This window comes from Exiguobacterium sp. s75 (assembly GCF_018617145.1).
Lineage (GTDB): Bacteria > Bacillota > Bacilli > Exiguobacteriales > Exiguobacteriaceae > Exiguobacterium > Exiguobacterium profundum.
The window spans coordinates 1-18479 of the sequence record NZ_JACSJQ010000007.1; the positions used below are offsets into that span (position 1 = coordinate 1).

An 18479-nucleotide genomic window follows, 5' to 3' on the forward strand; every position below is an offset into this window, starting at 1 on the left:
CGCCAGCGTTCGTCCTGAGCCAGGATCAAACTCTCCAAAGAATTTGATACAGCTCTTAAATTGACGAAGCTTGCGCTTCATTCAAAAATAGTAAAACTTATTTTTGCCTCATCGTTCAGTTTTCAAAGTTCGTCTGCCGCTCTTGGCGACTCTTAAAATAATACAAGTCATCGACACAGTTGTCAACCACTTTTTTATTTCTTTTCCGCTGCCATCAGCGGCAACGTTTATTACTTTACCGTACACCTCTCATTAACGCAAGGGGTTTTTCTAAAGTTTTTTTAAAAAAGTTTTTTATCTATAGCATTCCTTCTGTTTAACGGCTTACCTATGCGTTTCGAGGCTGACAAAAAAAGAAGCCGGATCATATTAACGGATGATCCGGCCACTAAATTGATTATTGTTGATGGCGCATCGTTGGGAAAAGAAGAACGTCACGGATTGAAGGCGCGTTCGTCAATAACATGACGAGGCGGTCAATCCCGATTCCAAGTCCGCCTGTTGGCGGCATACCATATTCAAGTGCCTCAAGGAAATCGTTGTCGAGTTCATGTGCCTCATCGTTACCTGCTTCTTTTTCAAGCAACTGTGCTTCAAAGCGTTCACGTTGATCGATTGGGTCATTCAACTCCGTGAAGGCATTCGCATGTTCACGACGAACAATGAACAACTCGAAACGATCCGTGAAGCGTGGATCTGTTTCATTCTTCTTCGCCAATGGTGATACTTCAACCGGGTGTCCTGTGACAAATGTCGGTTGAAGCAACGTTTCTTCTACTTTCTGCTCGAAGAATTCATTCACGATATGACCAAACGTCATATGATCTTGTACTTCTACACCGTGTTCTTTTGCGAGAGCACGTGCTTCTTCATCGGACATTTGTTGCCAGAAATCGACACCTGTCTCTTCTTTAACAAGGTCGACCATATGTGCACGTTTCCAACCGATGCCAAGATGAATTGTATCTTCACCATACTGCACATCTGTTGAACCGAGTACTTCTTTCGCTACGTGCGCAACCAATTCTTCCGTCAAATCCATGATGTCGTTGTAATCTGCATAGGCTTCATACAATTCGATCATCGTGAATTCAGGGTTGTGACGTGTAGAGATCCCTTCGTTACGGAATACACGTCCGATTTCGTACACGCGCTCGAGTCCACCAACGATCAAGCGTTTCAAGTGAAGTTCGATGGCAATACGCATATAAAGTTCCATATCCAACGCATTATGATGCGTTAAGAACGGACGCGCCGCTGCTCCACCCGCGATTGTGTGTAACATCGGTGTTTCCACTTCTAAATATCCTTTTTGATTTAAGAAGTTGCGAATCTCCGAAATGATGCGGCTACGCAAAATGAATGTCTGACGCGAGTCCTGGTTTGTAATCAAATCAAGATAGCGTTGGCGATAGCGCTGTTCCACGTCTTTTAATCCATGGTATTTGTCCGGAAGCGGGCGAAGCGCCTTCGTCAATAATTCAAACTCTTCCACGTGAATCGAAAGCTCACCAACGTTCGTTTTAAAGAGCTTCCCTTTCACACCGACGATGTCACCGAGGTCTGAAGACTTGAATAAGTCAAACGGCTCATCCCCGACATCGTTTTTGCGAACGTAAATTTGAATTTGACCTGTCACATCTTGAATGTGGGCAAAGAAAACCTTCCCTTTTCCACGTTTCGTCATGATGCGTCCAGCCAATGTGACTTCTACATCTTGTTCAGCCAAAGCCTCTTTTTCAATTGATTCATACTGCTCATGTAATTCACCTGCGTGTGCAGAACGATCAAAGCGGTGACCGAACGGGTCGAGACCGCGCTCACGCATATCGGTCATCTTCTCAAAACGAACCTGCATTTGATCATTCATTTCTAACTCGTGGCTCACTATTCCATTCACTCCTCTATCCATATTGGGTTTCTCTCTAACAAAAAACTGTCGACCCGATGGCCAACAGCACAGCCGAAGCCGTTCATTCGTTGTGGTGCACTTTTTCGCCAAACAAGCTTACCATAAATTAGTTCTTTTCACTAGTTCACACTTCTGACAGTTGTCGTTCGAGTTGGTCCACAAATCCATAAAGGACCGCCGCGAACGCTTCGCGCGATTCCGTTTCGTTGATTTGTTTGCGAATCGGACCACTGCCTTTCAACCCTTTCAAATACCAGGCCGCGTGTTGACGCATTTCGCGTACGGCTGTCAGCTCACCTTTGATTGCACTCAACCGGTCGAGATGAAGCATGCAGATGTCGATTTTCTCACGCGCCTCTGGTTCCGGCGGGAGCTCCCCTGTTTCAAGGTACTGGACCGTTTGATAGAGCATCCACGGATTCCCAAGTGCCGCACGTCCAATCATGACGGCATCCACGCCATATTGGTCAATGACACGCTTCGCGTCTTGTGGTGTGGCAATGTCCCCGTTCCCTATAATCGGTACGGTCGCGACTTTCTTCGCCTCGCCAATCCAGTCCCAATTCGCGGTTCCTTCATATTGTTGGGCACGCGTACGTCCATGAATGGCAATGGCTGCCGCTCCACCTGTCTGAGCCGCCTTCACATTGTCCAAAATAAAGATGTGATCATCGTCCCAACCAAGGCGCATTTTCACCGTGACCGGTTTTTCGACGACATTCGTGACGGCATTCACCATCTCATATACTTTATCCGGGTCGAGTAACCACTTCGCCCCTGCGTCACACTTCGTCACTTTCGGTACGGGACAACCCATGTTGATATCAATGATATCCGCGTTGGTGTTTTGGTCGACGTACTGCGCCGCTCTGACGAGTGTATCTTTCGAACCGCCGAAGATTTGTAAACTGAGCGGTTTCTCTCGTTCATCGACGTATAGCATGCGCATCGTCCGAGCGTTCTCGAGCAAGATTCCTTTATCGCTAACCATTTCGGCACAGACGAGTCCCGCTCCGAACTCTTTTGCAATCAAACGAAAAGCAGGGTTGGTCACGCCAGCCATCGGTGCGAGGACTGCACGGTTTTTAATCTCTATGTTTCCAATCTTAAAGCCTGTCAAGACAACACATCCTTCATTTCACCAAATTCCTAAGCAACTGTAACCGGACGACATCTTGGCGGTCCGTCATCGGTAGCCCTTCGAGCCAGGAGGCGACCGTTTGTCCGCGAACGACGAGTTCTGGTGCGATCTCCGCTAACGGGGCGAGAACAAATGCACGTTCCTGCATGCGCGGATGCGGAACCGTTAAGTGTTCTGATTGTATATCTTCCCCATTATAAAAGAGGATGTCAAGGTCGATGGTACGCGGTCCGTTCTTAAATAGACGTTCCCGTCCTAATCGTTGTTCGATCTGTTGAAGCGTGTTGAGCAGTTCGTCCGAGGATTGGCGACTCTCGACTTCGACCACCATATTAAAAAACGAAGGTTGCTCTGTATATCCGACAGGAGCCGTCTCATAGACCGACGACTGTTTCGTGACGTGGAGACCTGTTCGCTCCATCTCATCGATTGCCGCAGACAACTGTCTAGCCCGATCTCCGATATTGGCGCCTAATGCAATATAAATCATGACGTCCGTCCCCTTGTCATCTCGATTGCCACTGAGTCATAGTGTCCCGGGATGGGTGGGTCCGGTTTAATGACTTTAACCGTCACACGTTGAATCAACTCACTATGCGCCAACACGGCTGTCGTGATGCGTTCTCCGAGTGTTTCTAACAAATTGACCGGTTCTCCCGTCACAATATCTTCCGTCAACTGATACAAGCCGGCATAGCTGACCCCATTGTTCAAGTCATCCGAACGTCCCGCAGGCGCGAGATCTAGTTCACACATTAAATCCACGTGAAACCGTTGACCGAGACGGTTTTCTTCTTCAAACACCCCATGATAACCGTAAAAACGCATCCCGTTCACAAATATTTTATCCATGTCTATCCCCTCCAATCATCGCATCCATCATCTTCGCCGCACGGGCGTTCGCTTTGACGTCGTGCACGCGAACCCAGTCGCACCCCTTCATGATGCCAAGACACGTCGTCGCAATCGTTCCTTCGAGCCGTTCCTCTGTCGGTAAATCGAGCGTAAGCCCGATAAACGACTTACGCGACGTGCCGAGCAGAACCGGATACCCAAGACGTGTGATCACGTCGAGATGATTCATGAGTTCAAGGTTTTGCGCCACGTCTTTCGCAAATCCGATGCCCGGATCTAACCAAATGTGCTCATCCCTTACGCCTGCCGCATGTGCAATCTCAATTGATTCCTGTAGATCGCTGACCACATCTTCAATGAAATGATGGTAGTCCCGGTCTGTTCGGTTGTGCATGAGAATGATGGGAACCCCACATTCGAAAGCGACACGTGCCATCGAGCGGTCTCCCCATTTCGAACCCCATACGTCATTGATGATCGTCGCACCGGCCTCGATTGCCGCTCTCGCCACCATCGGCTTATACGTATCAATCGAAATCGGGACATCGATTTCGTTTTTTAGTCGACGGATGATTGGGACGACACGTTCAATCTCTTCTTCCTCGGAAACAAGTACTGCGCCCGGCCTTGTCGATTCTCCACCGATATCAATCGCATCGGCACCTTCTTGTACGAGTTGTTTCGCATGTCGTACAGCTTCCTCGATTGCCGTATACCGTCCCCCATCCGAAAACGAGTCCGGGGTCACGTTTAAAATACCCATGATTTTCGTCATGTTTCCGCCTCCTAACCAAGTGAGCGAACGAGTTTCGCCCACACTTCGTTAAATCGTACCCCGTCTTTACCGGGGTATCTCAGATTTCCATAATGCGTCACCGGAGCGACTTGTTGGATTGAATTCGTCATCCAAATCTCTTTCGCTGCAGTCAATTCTTCAAATGTCACGGGTTGTTCGACTACAGAGAAATGGTCTATCACCCATTGTCGCGTCACACCTGCGAGTGCTCCGCTCGAAAGCGGAGTCGTGTATAACCTATCATCTGGACCGACCCAAAAAATGTTCGACACGAGCCCTTCCACTACACATCCATGCTCGTCCGCAAATAGTCCTTCAGCACTCTGGTCTTGTAAGGTCCGTTTCCCAAGGATATTGTTCATGTAATGATGCGATTTTAATCGAAAAGCTGCTTCAGGACGACTTCTCGGAAACGGGATCGGTTCGACTCGCTTTTCCTGTGGTACGACTTCTGAGGAGAGCGGTTTGACGATCAACGTGACGTTCGGTGTCTCATAACGCCCCGCATAGAGACCAAGTGGTGCAACCCCCGCCGACACGTTCAAGCGGATATAGAGGTCGGGTGCATCATTTTGACGGCACAGTTGCTGAATCGCCGTCCCGATTTCTTCTTTCGTAAACGGGAAGTCTATCCACAGCTCATCGAGACTCTTTATCAAGCGCTCCCAGTGGGCATCGAACAGGAAAGGGACGAATTCATATGTACGGAACGTCTCGAACAAGCCCATTCCATACAAGAAACCGTGATCTTCAACCGGGATCAACACCTTCTCACGCTCGACTAACTCTCCGTTATGCCAATACCACATGACGATACTCCTCGATAAAGTTTCGAATCATTTCTTTCCCATGCTCAGTCAAAATCGCTTCAGGGTGATATTGCACCCCTTCGATCGGAAGCGTTCGGTGACGGAGTGCCATGATTTCTCCAGTCTCCGTCTCTGCAGTGACCATTAGACACTCTGGTAGCGACGAACGCTCCACGGCCAACGAATGGTAACGGGTCACAATCGTCTGTTGTGGAATCTCCTTGAAAATCGATTTTCCGTCATGTTGAATCTTCGACGTTTTTCCATGCATGAGCCGCTCCGCATGGACGACTTCTCCGCCGAACGCTTGCGCAATCGCCTGATGTCCGAGGCAAACCCCTAAAATCGGGATACGACCTGCGAACGCTCGGATTGCCTCGATGCTAATTCCCGCCTCATTCGGAGTGCAAGGTCCCGGCGAAATGACAAGATAACTCGGGGCAAGCGCCTCAATCTCTTGAATCGTGACTTCATCGTTTCGATACACGACCAGTTCTTGACCGAGTTCACCGAAATATTGCACCAAGTTATACGTAAATGAGTCATAGTTGTCGATCAATACAATCATGTCGTTTCCTCCGTCATGTGTTTCGCCGCCCATAGCGCCTTCGCTTTGGACAGGGATTCTTCATATTCCGAGACCGGATCCGAATCAATCACGATACCTGCTCCCGCTTGAACGTATGCGATTCCGTCTTTCACGACCATCGTTCGAATCGTGATATTGAAGACAAGGTCGTCATTCCAACTTAACCATCCATATGAACCGGTGTAGAGTCCCCGGCGAACTGGTTCGAGTTCTTCGATGATTTCCATCGTTCGAATTTTCGGGGCGCCGGTGATGGTGCCGCCTGGGAACATCGCTGCTAGCGCTTCGGCTCCTGATACTTCATCCCGAATCGTACCCCGTACGTTCGAGACGATATGTTGTACGTGTGAGTATTTCTCAATCACCATCAATTCATCAACATGAACGCTGCCATATGCCGCCACCTTGCCAAGGTCGTTCCGTTCGAGGTCGACGAGCATGACGTGTTCTGCTCGCTCTTTCTCGTTTTCAAGCAACGTGTTCGCCAACTCTAGGTCCTCCACATCATCTTTGCCACGTGGACGCGTACCCGCGATCGGGCGCGTCGAAATGTCGGTTCCATGTTTTTCAAGCAACAACTCTGGTGAAGCGGAGACCATCGTCAAAGCGTCGTCCACGAAATAGCCCATATAAGGAGATGGATTCATTTGTCGCAACGTATCATATACACGACGCGGGTCAGCGAGAAGCGGTTCAGACTGCCGAACGCTCAAGTTCACTTGGAACACGTCCCCTTCTACGATATAGGACTGAATCCGTTTGACCGCTTCAACAAACTCTTCCTGGGACATGGAGCGCGATCGCTCTACCGATGACTGCCCTGTCGGCTTGAACGCGTAATGCGACTCGACGTTCCACATGGCCGCCAATCGGTCCGCCTTACGTTCTGCACCTTCCTTCGCCGTCACCATCAAGTACAGAGTCGAATCCACTTCATCGAACACCGCCACCTCATCAAACAGAAGAAACGAGACGTCTGGTGTCGACAAATCATCCTCCGCTTGCTCAGGGAGACGTTCAATCGTCCGGGCCACATCATAACTGACATACCCGATCATGCCACCAAAGAAAGGAGGAGCCCCTTCCGGACGCTCGGCCTCAAATCGCTTCCGCACCTCACTGACGAGCTCAAGCGGCTTTCCGTATAGCGTTTCGGTCGTATCGCCCACTTGCAAGAGTCCGACACCGTCTTTTACATGAAAGCGACCGAACGGCTCGATTCCCGCAATCGTATACCGTCCCGCTCTCCCACTCTCTAACCATGCATGATACGGTTGATCCGCTGTCAACGTCATGTAGGCCTCATACATCTTCTCTTTCGTCATCCGCTTTGTTCTGAACGCAGTCGATCTCACATGTCATTCCTCCGTCTATTCATTCATGCCTTTTATTGTACACAAGAAAAGGCAGCAATCGAAAGAGAATGTCTCTCGATTACTGCCTGAAATGTTATACGCGACTCTCGTTTGACTCTTCATCAAACTGATAGAGCGGTGTGCTCAAGTAACGTTCACCGTTTGACGGGATAATCGCCAATACATTTTTCCCTTTACCAAGACGTTTCGCTGTATCAAGCGCTGCCGCAATGGCAGCTCCTGAAGAGATACCACCGAGGACACCGTTCGTACGTGCCGCCTGACGAGCGTATTCGAACGCTTGCTCTGTCGTGATTTGAAGAACCCCTTCATAAATCTCCGTGTCGAGGATGGATGGAACGAATCCAGCCCCAATCCCTTGAATCTTATGAGGTCCCGGCTTCCCGCCTGATAAGACAGGTGAATCGACCGGTTCAACGGCGAGAATTTTTACGTCCGGGTACTTCGCCTTCACGACTTTACCTGCGCCAGTAATGGTACCGCCTGTCCCGACTCCGGCAATCAAAGCGTCGACTGAAAGTCCTGATTCTTCAAACGCCTCCACAATCTCAGGTCCCGTCGTCATTTCATGAACGTTCGGGTTGGCTGCGTTATTGAATTGTTGCGGGAGGAAGTAGCCATGTTTCTCGGCTTCTTCAGTAGCGCGACGAATCGCCCCACCCATCCCTTCAGGTCCTGGTGTCAAAATCAATTCGGCCCCGTATCCACGAAGGAGGTTTCGGCGTTCCATGCTCATCGTTTCAGGCATAACGAGAATGGCTTTATATCCTTTTGCGGCACTGACCATCGCGAGCCCGATGCCCGTGTTTCCGCTTGTTGGCTCGATGATTGTATCACCTGGCTTCAAGATACCGTCTTTTTCGGCCGCTTCGATCATGGCGAGGGCGATCCGGTCTTTGACGCTTGATCCCGGGTTCATATATTCGAGCTTCAGATACACGTTGGCATCCTCTGGTCCAGTCATTCCGTTCAATTTCACAATCGGAGTCTTTCCAATCAAGTCTGTTACTGAGTTTACGATACGCATTGCATTTCCTCCTTCATAATTCCGACTATTCCGATATTGTTATCATACCCTATCGAATTGAAAATATGCAATTTGGAACGTTGCTTACGCCTGTGCCTGTACTTTCATCGTCTCTAACTGTTCCGCTGAGAAATGATACTTTTCGCCACAGAAATGGCATACGGCTTCAGCTCCGCCATCTTCTTCAATCATCTGACGAATCTCTTCTTTTCCGAGACCGATAATGGCGCTTTCCATTCGTTCACGGCTGCATGTGCAGTTGAACTGGATCGGGTTCGTGTCGAGGACATCGAGGCTATCGCCAAGGAGTAATTGAAGCATTTCTTCTGGCGTTTTTTCTTCACCAATCAAAACCGATACGGGTGGGAACGTCTGAAGTGCTTTTTCGAGCGCTTGTACCGTCTCTTCAGAAGCGTTCGGGAGCAACTGGACGATGATTCCACCTGCAGCAAGAATCGATTCATCTTCCGGTAAGACGAGGACACCCGCCCCGACGACTGACGGTACTTGCTCAGATGTGGCGAAGTAGTACGTGAAGTCTTCACTGATTTCGCCCGTTTGAATCTCTGAAGAACCGCCGACATAGTCTTTCAATCCTAAGTCTTTAATGACAGAAATGGTTCCTTTTCCGACGGCTTCGCCGACTTTCAATTTCGTCAACCCTTGTTCGTTGACGAATGTACCGCCATCGACACGCGGGTACGACACATATCCACGAACATCTCCCGCTGTATCCGCGTCCACGATGATTTTCCCGATTGGACCATCACCTTCTACTTTAAGCGTGACACGCGCTGCACCTTTTTGCATCGCTCCAATCATCGAGCCGATCGTCATCGTCCGTCCGAGGGCAGCTGAAGCAACTGGTGTCGTTTGATGACGAAGTTGCGTCTCATATACCGTTTTTGTCGTGCGTGCGGCAAAGGCACGAACCTCTCCGTTAAAACCGAGGGCACGAACGAGATAGTCATCCTTCATCTGGTCGAGTAATGCTTGTTGTTCTGTATGAATCATATGATTTAACTCCTTTAGTTTACTTTTGATTGCGCTCGTAAATGAGACGGAGGCCTTCGAGTGTCAGGAACGAATCCACATGGTCGATTGTCTCTGCATGTTCACTGATCAATCGCGCCAGCCCACCCGTTGCAATGACAGTCGCTTCACCGACTTCACGCTTCATCCGGTTCACGATACCGTCCACTTGGGCCACATATCCATAATATGTCCCCGATTGCATCGCTTGAATCGTGTTCTTCCCGATGACTGTCGGCGGGGTCGCCAATTCAATCCGAGGTAGTTTCGCGGCACGCTGATAGAGTGCCTCCACTGAGATCATGATACCTGGTGAGATGATTCCGCCATGGTAACGACGTTTCTCATCGATGTAACAATACGTGGTTGCCGTTCCAAAATCAACAATTATGAGTGGACCGTCATACTTGGCGATTCCAGCCACCGCGTTAACGATTCGGTCGGCCCCGACTTCGCGAGGGTTCTCGACGTGAATATCCAATCCTGTCTTCACACCTGGTCCTACAACGATTGGACGTACATTGAAGTATCGTTGCGACATTTGTTCAAGTGGGAAAATAACAGGAGGTACGACAGAAGATAAGATCACTCCCTCGACCTGGTCGAACGAGACGTTCGAATGATCGAATAGCGATTTCACCAGCATGCCGTACTCGTCGGTCGTTTTTGTACGATCCGTTGAGATGCGCCAATGGTGTACGAGATGATCTCCATCGTACATCCCGAGAACAATATTTGTATTTCCAACATCAATCACTAAAATCATGATATAGTTCCTCACTTTGTTGTCAATTGCAGTTCGCTCGAATTATAACACGAAAAAAGACGAATGCCTCGTCAAGGGCATTCGTCTTTTTCATTAACGTGATTCGTTATTCGGACGTTCTGTCGGTGTCGCTTCTGGCTTATCGCCTTCAGGTACGACATCCGGCTGACTGTCTTGGACAACTTCAGGTTGATCGACGACTTGACCGTGTTGAACGGCTGCATCATCTTTCTTCGCTGCGTCATCCGCATCCGTCGATCCATCCACGTCCTCTTCCGGCTCATGCGGGAGATATTCTCGTGTCTTGATCAAATGACGAATCTGTTTCGAGTCAAGCGTCTCGACATCAAGCAACGTCTTCGCAACGAGTTCGAGATCTTCGCGACGATCTGTCAAAATCTGCTTCGCTTTCGCGTAACAGCGATTGATGATGTCTCGAATCTCCAAATCGATTTCTTGCGCAATCGCATCCGAGTAGTTCTGCTCTGTCTGGAAATCACGACCGAGGAAGACTTGTCCGCCATGGTTTGAACCGAGCTGGAGCGGTCCGAGTTTATCGCTCATCCCGTAATCCATGACCATCTTACGTGCGATACCAGTAGCACGTTGGAAGTCATTGCTCGCTCCAGTCGACACTTCTCCAAAGATGACATCTTCGGCGACGCGACCACCAAGAAGACCGACAATCTTGTCTTCGAGTTCAGGTTTTGTCATGAAGTAACGATCTTCTTTCGGAAGCATGACGACATATCCGCCCGCGTTTCCGCGTGGAACGATCGTCACTTTGTGTACTTCATCCGCATTCTCAAGCTCGAGACCGATGATTGTGTGACCTGCTTCGTGATATGCAACAATGTTGCGCTCTTTTTCAGAGATGATGCGGCTCTTCTTCGAAGGACCTGCGATGACGCGGTCAATCGCTTCTTCCACATCGACAACTGAAACGGCTGTACGGTTCGAACGTGCCGCAACGAGTGCCGCTTCGTTCAAGAGGTTCTCCAAGTCTGCCCCAGAGAAACCAGGCGTACGTTGTGCGATCGACTTCAAGTCCACCGTCGAATCGAGTGGCTTGTTGCGCGCATGGACTTTCAGTACTTCTTCGCGTCCTTTGACATCCGGACGATCGACCGTAATTTGACGGTCAAAACGACCTGGACGAAGGAGGGCCGGGTCGAGGATATCTGGACGGTTTGTCGCCGCAACCATGATGATCCCTTCGTTATCACTGAATCCATCCATCTCAACAAGGAGTTGGTTCAATGTTTGTTCACGCTCATCGTGTCCACCACCGAGACCGGCACCACGCTGGCGACCGACCGCATCGATTTCATCGATAAAGATGATACATGGCGCATTCTTTTTCGCATTTTCGAACAAGTCACGAACACGTGACGCCCCGACCCCGACGAACATCTCAACGAAGTCCGAACCTGAGATCGAGAAGAACGGAACACCGGCTTCACCGGCTACCGCACGAGCCAAGAGTGTTTTACCTGTCCCTGGAGGACCTACGAGTAAGACCCCTTTTGGAATACGTGCGCCGAGTTTCGAGAATTTGCGAGGATCTTTCAAGAATTCAACGACTTCGATGAGTTCTTGCTTCTCTTCGTCCGCCCCAGCCACATCTTTGAATGTGACGCGACGTTTCTCTTGGTCGTATAGTTTCGCCTTCGATTTCCCGAAGTTCATCACACGACCACCACCGCCACCACCTTGCGCTTGGTTCAACAAGAAGAAGAACAAGATGAAGATGATAATGAACGGTAAAATCGCGAAGACGATGCTGAACCAGCTACTGTTGGATTCAGCCTCCTCGATTTGAATATCCGTATTCGCTCGAAGCTGCGTTAATACATCCGCATATTCCGCTTCGTTCGCTGGAATGTTTGTTTCATAACGTTGGTCTTCATCTCCTGTAAGATCGCCTGTAATCGAGATAGCCCCCGGGATTTCTTGTACGGTTGCCGTCTCAATCCGATCATCTTCCACATATTCTAGGAATTTCGAATACGAGAGCGTTTCACTCTGACTATTCGGATTCTGCAAATATTGAAGGAACAAGATCAAGGCTAGGAAAATCACACCAAAAACCAATGTGTTTTTCACTGCACGATTCATTCTCTGCCTCCTATTCCGAGAAACGATGTTCTCGCCCATTCAGTATATGCCTATACTTTGGGGATTTCCTTTATCTTACCACGTCACATTTTCAAAAGAAAAACGTTAGCCCCCGTAAACGCTCGGCTTGAGCACACCGACATAAGGAAGGTTACGATATTTCTCTTCATAATCGAGACCGTAGCCGACAACGAATTCGTGTGGAATCACGAAACCGCTATAGTCTGCTGATAAACCATTTTTACGACCAGTCGGCTTATCGAGAAGCGTGACGATCTTCACAGACTTCGCTTTACGGTATTTAAGAAGATCGACGAGATAACCAAGCGTCAATCCACTATCAATAATATCTTCTACAATCAAGATGTCGCGTCCTTCTACAGATGTATTTAAATCTTTCTCGATTTTCACTTCACCTGTCGAAGAAGTTCCTCCGTGATACGTCGACACGTCCATGAAGTCCATCTCTAAATGAATGTCCATTTCTTTGACGAGGTCCGACATGAACGGCATCGCGCCTTTCAATACACATACGAGAAGTGGGAACTCTTCTTTATAGTCTTCGCTCAATGTTCCAGCGAGTTCTTTCACCTTTTCTTGAATCTCTTCACGTGAGATTAAAATTTTCTCCATATCGTTCATTAATGACATCTTGAAATCCTCCTCTTTCTGTTTCGACACAATCATCATTTTACCATTAATCGTAGACAAATCGCATCCGACTTGTCTAGAAAATCTGAAACTCTTACCCCGACAATCGCGAGAATTCGCCCTGAGGCGTCCTCAAGCAACGGGAGAGTCGGTCGAATGGTTCGCTCAACCTTTTCATCGATTAGGATGCGGGACACTTTTTTTGTCCCCACGTTCAACTTCATCCGGTCCCCCGGTGCGAGCGAACGAATTGTCAGCGGATAAGTGATTTCCTTTAGCGGAATACCTTCTCGTCCTTCTTCGATGGACAACGAAACCGTACGCTTTCCAAATTGAACGACGGCCGGTAACGACTCGACCTGAACGGGGTGAAGTGATGCTTCTGTCGAACGTTGTACAAGATTAAGTACCCTCTTCCGCTTCATCATGAACCACTCACCCGACAGGTGGTAGGTCCCGGTATCCTTTTGACTTGTCCTTAGCTTCTCAAGCGCCTCATTGACCTCTACCCCATAGCGACGGGATAGCAAGCGAGCGACCGTATACCGTTCAAGCGAGGATAAGCGATTGAATTCATCAAGTTTCACATGAAACGCTTTCATTCCAAGCTCTACGTTTGCTTCAATCCATTGCTCACATGACTGGTAACGCCTGTCCCATTCAGCGAATGCCTGTTTCGCCGTATCGTATACATCGTCAACGACTGTCGGCCACAGTTGTTTCAGCCTCGGGATGATTTCGTGACGGATCCGATTCCGTAAATAGGTCACTTCCTGATTGGTGGCATCTTCCCTCCAGGCAAGTTCGTTTTTCCGAGCATACTCGATGAGTTGCACCTTTGTTTCTCTTAATAAAGGACGGATCAACGTCCCACGCCCGAACGTTCTTCTCTCGGGAATTCCTTTCACTTCGATCACGTTTCGGTGAAGTTGAATGAGCACCGTCTCCAACACATCATCCGCATGATGAGCCGTGGCCAGTGTATCGTATCCATGTTCATTCATGACGTCTTCAAAAAAGCGGTAGCGGGCCTTACGGTAATGAGCCTGTGATGCTCCTTCTTGAAAATGGAGACGCGTACCATGAAACGCGACTTGGTAGGATGCCGCTACGTGTGCGACGAACGTGTACTCTTCATCTGATGCTTCTCGTAAACCGTGATGGACGTGCGCCACCGCCACATCCCATCCTTGCTTGACGAGACGGTCCAATAAGACAATGGAATCGACTCCACCCGACACAGCGACGAGTACCTTTTTCATGAATTTCCTCCTTGATATAACAAAAGAAGCCATCTCGATTGAGATGGCTTCTTTACGCTTAGGTTAAGTGACCCGTACGGGATTCGAACCCGTGTTACCGCCGTGAAAGGGCGGTGTCTTAACCGCTTGACCAACGGGCCTAAATAAAATGGTAGCGGCGGAGGGAGTCGAACCCACGACCTCACGGGTATGAACCGTACGCTCTAGCCAGCTGAGCTACACCGCCATGTTATTGTTGTGTCCTAAGCACATTTTCTATAATAACCAGTCACCATTCGAGTGTCAATTCTTTTTTTATATTTTTTTAAGAAAAAAATCGTGTATAGTGTCGTCTTCCCCACTATACACGATTTTGTATCGTATTTACATCATGCTTCTGATGCGACTTGACGATATTTTTTCTTCCATGCGATCCGGAAGTACGCCCATAGTAATGCAAAACATCCGGCAGCCACAAACACTAAATAGGTTGTCGCCGTCTGCAAGTACTGCGCACCATCTGCCGATAAAATTTCTTTATATCCGGCAACCGTATACGTCATTGGAAGCAAGGCATTGAACGGTTGCAACGCTCTTGGAATCAATTCAAGCGGGAACGTCCCGGCTGACGTCGTCAATTGTAAAATCAACAAGACGATTGCCGCGAAACGTCCAGGGTTTCCGAGTGTTGTCACGAGCAACTGTACGATAAAGAGGAACGTGATGCTCGTCAACCAGCTGAAACCGAAGAATTTTAATGGTTCGCTCACTTCAAGACCGAGCAGTTGCACCATCGCCACATCGAGAATCAAGGCTTGCAGGAATCCGACGACCATGAGGACACCAGATTTCGACAATACCCACGAAAGACTACGTTTCGGACGTCCTGCTGGATCGTATAACGGATAAACGATCGAGAGAAGGAGTGCTCCAACGAAAAGTCCGAGTGACATGAAGTATGGAGCGAATCCAGTACCGTAGTTAGGCACCTCGTGAATCGAGTTGTCGACGAGCGACACTGGACCGGCCATCATCTCGACGTTGTCATCCGTTAAACCGATGTCTGCGTCTTTCGCACCTTTCACTAAGGCGTCACGAAGTTCATCGCTACCTGATGCGAGCTCCTTCATGCCGTCAGCGAGTTCACCGCTACCGTCTGAAAGTTCTTCTCCACCATTCGCGAGCTGATTCGCGCCATCCGTCAGCTTGCTCGTTCCGGCTCCGGCACTCTTCGCGCCTTCGGCCAGTTCACGACTTCCTGACTGCAGCTTTTGACCACCATCCGCTAACTGATTCGCACCATTCACCAATTCATTTGTACCGGTGCTTGCGCTCTTCGCTCCATCCGCAAGCTTTTCGCTACCTTCAGACAACTGTCCGGTCGCGTCTACAAGCTTGTCACTTCCAGCGGCGAGTTCAGTTGTCCCATCTTGAAGTTGTGTCGCGCCTTGATTGAGCTTCGCACTCGCTGACACAAGTTCTTGGGAACGATCGGCCGCCGTTTGAGTACCTTGCTCGATTTGACTTGAACCACTTGCCAACGCGTTCGCACCTTCGGCTAATTTCGTTTGACCGGCACTCAAGTCAGAAAGTCCAGTCGACAGTTTGTTTGCACCTGTACCTGCCTGATCAAGACCTGCACCAAGTGCGACCTGTCCTTCTTTCACTTTTGCAGCACCAGCGGATAGTTGATCAAACCCGGCCGCCGTCTCTTGCTTCCCTTCGCTCAGTTGTGCAGCGATGGCTTGAAGCATTTCAGGTGATGCCGATTGACCCGACTCAGCGAGTGCTGTCAATTGTCCAATCAACTCATCTTGTTTCGCAGTCAATTCAGACTTCATTTGTCCGATCCCATTGACCACGTCTGTTTGACCCGCGACAAGTGCCGCGTTTCCTTCCTTCGCCTGAGTCAACGCTCCTGTGAGTTTTGTGGCACCATCCTGTAATGCAGATGCCCCCTCTTTTGAGCGCTCGATTCCGGCAGCAAGGTCTTGAACACCTTGGTTCAACGTCTTCGCACCTGTGTGTAGTTCATCTAGTTTCGATGCGAACGCCCCTGTTCCGTCAACGAGTTGGCTCGTCCCGCCTTGTAAGGCAGAAGCGCCCTCACTGACACGATGGACCCCGTCCGCAAGTGAGGCTGAGCCCTCGTACACTTGTTGACTGCCATCCGCGAGTGCAGATGAGCCATCAGCCAATTGCGAAACACCATCACGTAATTGACTTGCTCCATTCGCGAGCTCCCGTTGTTTCGAAGCGAGAAGCTTCGTCCCATCCGCGAGTTCAGATGAACCATCGGCCAACTGAGTCATCCCATCGTTTAATTGGCTTGCTCCATCCGCGAGCTCACGTTGTTTCGAAGCGAGAAGCTTCGTCCCGTCCGCCAACTTGACGGCACCGTCTTTTGCTGACGTTGAGCCGTCCGCAAGTGTCGCTGCACCATCTGCGGCTTCACCAAGTCCGTCTGCCACATCATTCAATCCGTCTTTCAACGCACTGACATACTGTTTCGAGACTTCGGTCGACAGTTCCGCTTTGACTTGTTCCATCGCGGAACCACCGATTTGTGCGGCTAAGAAGTTATACGATTCATTTGCGATATACTTCAGTTCGAGTTGCTCCGGATGTTCATCTAAAGCAGTCGTCGCTTTTTCTGAAAAGTCTTTTGGAATCTCGATCGCCATGTAGTAGTCATGGTCTTTCAGTCCAGATTCCGCTTCTTTCTTCGTCGTTTCGACGAACTTGAACGCCTCCGAATCCAGCAGCTTATCAATGAGGTCATCTCCAATCGCAAGCGACTCTCCTTCAAACGTTGCCCCTTTGTCTTCATTGACGATGGCGACCGGCAAATCTTTCATCTGTCCATACGGATCCCAAAAAGCCCATAGGAACATCCCTGCGTACATTAACGGTACGAGTGCGACTGCGAGAATCGGAACCAACACACGTGGGTTCTTGAAGATACTTCGCCACTCCGCCATCCACAGTTTCCATCCATTCATTTTTCTCTCCACCTTCACTTATAAAACATAACTATTTTTTCATGTTCCCTATTTTGCTCCCTTCCTCGAAAAAAAGCAACTCTTTTAGCTATTTTTTATAAATTTTTAAACAGAAAAAAAGCCATGAACGAAAATGTTCATGGCTCGTCTCATTACAAGACCTCTATGGTTACGAGTAGAAGCTAATTGGTATACGAAGGATTACCCGCGCTTGGCTCCGCGTCCACCGCGTTTTGAGTCTGTTTGACGTTTCAACGTCGAAAGACGCTCGTCGCTATCTTTCAAGAACTTACTCATCAATGTATCGAATGTTTCTGGTTCACGACGTTGTTCACGACGACCGCCACCACGTGGGCCGCCACCGCGTGGACCGCCGCCACCGCGTGGACCACCTTGACCTGGGCCACCTGGACGTGGGCCACGAGAGAAACGCTCACCAGCTGGACGCTCAGGACGCTCAGGACGTTCGCTTACAGGACGGTCGACTGCTTTCTTGATGGACAACCCAATTTTCCCATCATTTTCGACGTTCAACACTTTTACCGTGACTTCTTGACCGACTGTCAACACTTCGTTAATGTCTTTGACGTAAGAGTCTGCCACTTCACTGATGTGTACTAATCCTGTCTTGCCATTTGGGAGCTCGACGAACGCTCCGAAATGCGTAATCCCTGTAACCTTACCTTGTACCTTGCTTCCTACTTCAATTGACATAAAATAATGTACTCCTTTTTTGATTGATTCTTTCTAATTATACGAGTCGTTTCCCTAACGGTCAACGAACCGACTTATTCCTCTGGCGAGAAGTAGAAAATAATCTCTCCATCTTTAGAGAAAAGCAGTTCGTTTCGTGCTAAGTTCGCGATATAATCCTCATCCTGTAACCGTTCCACTTGCTCTTTCAACTCATCCTGTTCGGCCTGCTGTTCACGCAACTCCACTTTTGCTTGTGCGTAGGCTTGTTGCTGGTCCGATACGTACCCTACTTTCGAGAAGTAGCTCTGTCCAATCAACACCATGACAAATAAAAACAGGAGAGAGGCTGCTGCCAAACGACGTCGAAGATGAACTCGTCGGCGATGTGTATCTTTTTCTAACTGTTCTCTACGCTCATCTAGCGCTCGAATGCGTCGTTGTCGATCCATCGGATTACGTCCGTTCATC

The 18479-nt window shown here is 49.2% G+C and carries 17 protein-coding genes and 2 tRNA genes; all 19 read right to left on the minus strand.

The window, feature by feature from the left end; all coding sequences use genetic code 11:
• Nucleotides 1-397: 397 nt before the first annotated feature.
• The 19 genes from lysS to KNO68_RS14280 all read right to left on the minus strand — a co-directional run bounded on the left by lysS (nt 398) and on the right by KNO68_RS14280 (nt 18478).
• Entirely contained in the window at nt 398-1888 is a 1491-nt protein-coding gene (gene lysS, locus KNO68_RS14190; RefSeq protein ID WP_078145918.1) for a lysine--tRNA ligase, read from the minus strand.
• Nucleotides 1889-2036: 148 nt separating this feature from the next.
• Complete coding sequence (gene dusB / locus KNO68_RS14195; RefSeq protein ID WP_371328160.1) at nt 2037-2975, minus strand: tRNA dihydrouridine synthase DusB; 939 nt, start codon at nt 2973-2975, stop codon at nt 2037-2039.
• Between the two features lie 70 nt (nt 2976-3045).
• The gene (gene folK, locus KNO68_RS14200; RefSeq protein WP_074035335.1) at nt 3046-3543 is read right to left on the minus strand and encodes a 2-amino-4-hydroxy-6-hydroxymethyldihydropteridine diphosphokinase; all 498 of its coding nucleotides are present in this window, start codon (nt 3541-3543) and stop codon (nt 3046-3048) included.
• The gene (gene folB / locus KNO68_RS14205; protein ID WP_159563162.1) at nt 3540-3905 is read right to left on the minus strand and encodes a dihydroneopterin aldolase; all 366 of its coding nucleotides are present in this window, start codon (nt 3903-3905) and stop codon (nt 3540-3542) included. Before folB ends, folK begins: the two co-directional genes overlap by 4 nt.
• Entirely contained in the window at nt 3898-4683 is a 786-nt protein-coding gene (gene folP / locus KNO68_RS14210; protein ID WP_214689603.1) for a dihydropteroate synthase, read from the minus strand. Before folP ends, folB begins: the two co-directional genes overlap by 8 nt.
• Before the next feature lie 11 nt (nt 4684-4694).
• Complete coding sequence (locus tag KNO68_RS14215; protein ID WP_215112669.1) at nt 4695-5513, minus strand: aminotransferase class IV; 819 nt, start codon at nt 5511-5513, stop codon at nt 4695-4697.
• A complete protein-coding gene (pabA, locus tag KNO68_RS14220; protein WP_078145924.1) occupies nt 5497-6081 on the minus strand; it encodes an aminodeoxychorismate/anthranilate synthase component II in 585 nt (194 codons plus the stop codon). The genes KNO68_RS14215 and pabA overlap by 17 nt, the downstream gene beginning before the upstream one ends.
• Nucleotides 6078-7457 carry an anthranilate synthase component I family protein gene (locus KNO68_RS14225; RefSeq protein WP_078145925.1) on the minus strand — a complete coding sequence of 460 codons (1380 nt, stop codon included), beginning with the start codon at nt 7455-7457 and terminating at the stop codon, nt 6078-6080. Before KNO68_RS14225 ends, pabA begins: the two co-directional genes overlap by 4 nt.
• 94 nt (nt 7458-7551) lie before the next feature.
• Nucleotides 7552-8505: a cysteine synthase A gene (gene cysK / locus KNO68_RS14230; protein ID WP_012727717.1), complete on the minus strand. Its 954-nt coding sequence runs from the start codon at nt 8503-8505 to the stop codon at nt 7552-7554.
• An 84-nt stretch (nt 8506-8589) separates the two neighbouring features.
• Nucleotides 8590-9519 carry an Hsp33 family molecular chaperone HslO gene (gene hslO, locus KNO68_RS14235; RefSeq protein ID WP_159563166.1) on the minus strand — a complete coding sequence of 310 codons (930 nt, stop codon included), beginning with the start codon at nt 9517-9519 and terminating at the stop codon, nt 8590-8592.
• Nucleotides 9520-9538: 19 nt separating this feature from the next.
• Nucleotides 9539-10303, minus strand: coding sequence for a type III pantothenate kinase (locus KNO68_RS14240; protein ID WP_074035307.1), 765 nt, complete (start codon nt 10301-10303; stop codon nt 9539-9541).
• A 93-nt stretch (nt 10304-10396) separates the two neighbouring features.
• Nucleotides 10397-12421: an ATP-dependent zinc metalloprotease FtsH gene (gene ftsH / locus KNO68_RS14245; RefSeq protein ID WP_012727720.1), complete on the minus strand. Its 2025-nt coding sequence runs from the start codon at nt 12419-12421 to the stop codon at nt 10397-10399.
• A 105-nt stretch (nt 12422-12526) separates the two neighbouring features.
• Nucleotides 12527-13072 (minus strand): hypoxanthine phosphoribosyltransferase, encoded by a 546-nt coding sequence (hpt, locus tag KNO68_RS14250; RefSeq protein WP_012727721.1) that lies wholly within the window; start codon nt 13070-13072, stop codon nt 12527-12529.
• Between the two features lie 35 nt (nt 13073-13107).
• Complete coding sequence (tilS, locus tag KNO68_RS14255) at nt 13108-14334, minus strand: tRNA lysidine(34) synthetase TilS (RefSeq protein WP_215112668.1); 1227 nt, start codon at nt 14332-14334, stop codon at nt 13108-13110.
• A gap of 68 nt (nt 14335-14402) precedes the next feature.
• Nucleotides 14403-14474: transfer RNA gene (locus tag KNO68_RS14260), tRNA-Glu, on the minus strand.
• Between the two features lie 9 nt (nt 14475-14483).
• Nucleotides 14484-14560 (minus strand) — tRNA-Met (locus tag KNO68_RS14265).
• A 142-nt stretch (nt 14561-14702) separates the two neighbouring features.
• A complete protein-coding gene (locus KNO68_RS14270) occupies nt 14703-17315 on the minus strand; it encodes a YhgE/Pip domain-containing protein (protein WP_215112667.1) in 2613 nt (870 codons plus the stop codon).
• Nucleotides 17316-17516: 201 nt separating this feature from the next.
• Nucleotides 17517-18029, minus strand: coding sequence for a S1 domain-containing RNA-binding protein (locus tag KNO68_RS14275; RefSeq protein ID WP_012727724.1), 513 nt, complete (start codon nt 18027-18029; stop codon nt 17517-17519).
• Nucleotides 18030-18103: 74 nt separating this feature from the next.
• Nucleotides 18104-18478 carry an FtsB family cell division protein gene (locus KNO68_RS14280; RefSeq protein WP_012727725.1) on the minus strand — a complete coding sequence of 125 codons (375 nt, stop codon included), beginning with the start codon at nt 18476-18478 and terminating at the stop codon, nt 18104-18106.
• Between the last annotated feature and the right edge of the window lies 1 nt (nt 18479).

Excerpts from the sequence above, each read along its gene's own strand:
- dusB (WP_371328160.1), bottom strand. The coding sequence starts at position 2,975 with ATGGCTGGCGTGACCAACCCTGCTTTTCGTTTGATTGCAAAAGAGTTC.
- folK (WP_074035335.1), bottom strand. The coding sequence starts at position 3,543 with ATGATTTATATTGCATTAGGCGCCAATATCGGAGATCGGGCTAGACAG.
- folB (WP_159563162.1), bottom strand. The coding sequence starts at position 3,905 with ATGGATAAAATATTTGTGAACGGGATGCGTTTTTACGGTTATCATGGG.
- folP (WP_214689603.1), bottom strand. The coding sequence starts at position 4,683 with ATGACGAAAATCATGGGTATTTTAAACGTGACCCCGGACTCGTTTTCG.
- KNO68_RS14215 (WP_215112669.1), bottom strand. The coding sequence starts at position 5,513 with ATGTGGTATTGGCATAACGGAGAGTTAGTCGAGCGTGAGAAGGTGTTG.
- pabA (WP_078145924.1), bottom strand. The coding sequence starts at position 6,081 with ATGATTGTATTGATCGACAACTATGACTCATTTACGTATAACTTGGTG.
- cysK (WP_012727717.1), bottom strand. The coding sequence starts at position 8,505 with ATGCGTATCGTAAACTCAGTAACAGACTTGATTGGAAAGACTCCGATT.
- hslO (WP_159563166.1), bottom strand. The coding sequence starts at position 9,519 with ATGATTCATACAGAACAACAAGCATTACTCGACCAGATGAAGGATGAC.
- KNO68_RS14240 (WP_074035307.1), bottom strand. The coding sequence starts at position 10,303 with ATGATTTTAGTGATTGATGTTGGAAATACAAATATTGTTCTCGGGATG.
- ftsH (WP_012727720.1), bottom strand. The coding sequence starts at position 12,421 with ATGAATCGTGCAGTGAAAAACACATTGGTTTTTGGTGTGATTTTCCTA.
- hpt (WP_012727721.1), bottom strand. The coding sequence starts at position 13,072 with ATGTCATTAATGAACGATATGGAGAAAATTTTAATCTCACGTGAAGAG.
- tilS (WP_215112668.1), bottom strand. The coding sequence starts at position 14,334 with ATGAAAAAGGTACTCGTCGCTGTGTCGGGTGGAGTCGATTCCATTGTC.
- KNO68_RS14270 (WP_215112667.1), bottom strand. The coding sequence starts at position 17,315 with ATGAATGGATGGAAACTGTGGATGGCGGAGTGGCGAAGTATCTTCAAG.
- KNO68_RS14275 (WP_012727724.1), bottom strand. The coding sequence starts at position 18,029 with ATGTCAATTGAAGTAGGAAGCAAGGTACAAGGTAAGGTTACAGGGATT.
- KNO68_RS14280 (WP_012727725.1), bottom strand. The coding sequence starts at position 18,478 with ATGAACGGACGTAATCCGATGGATCGACAACGACGCATTCGAGCGCTA.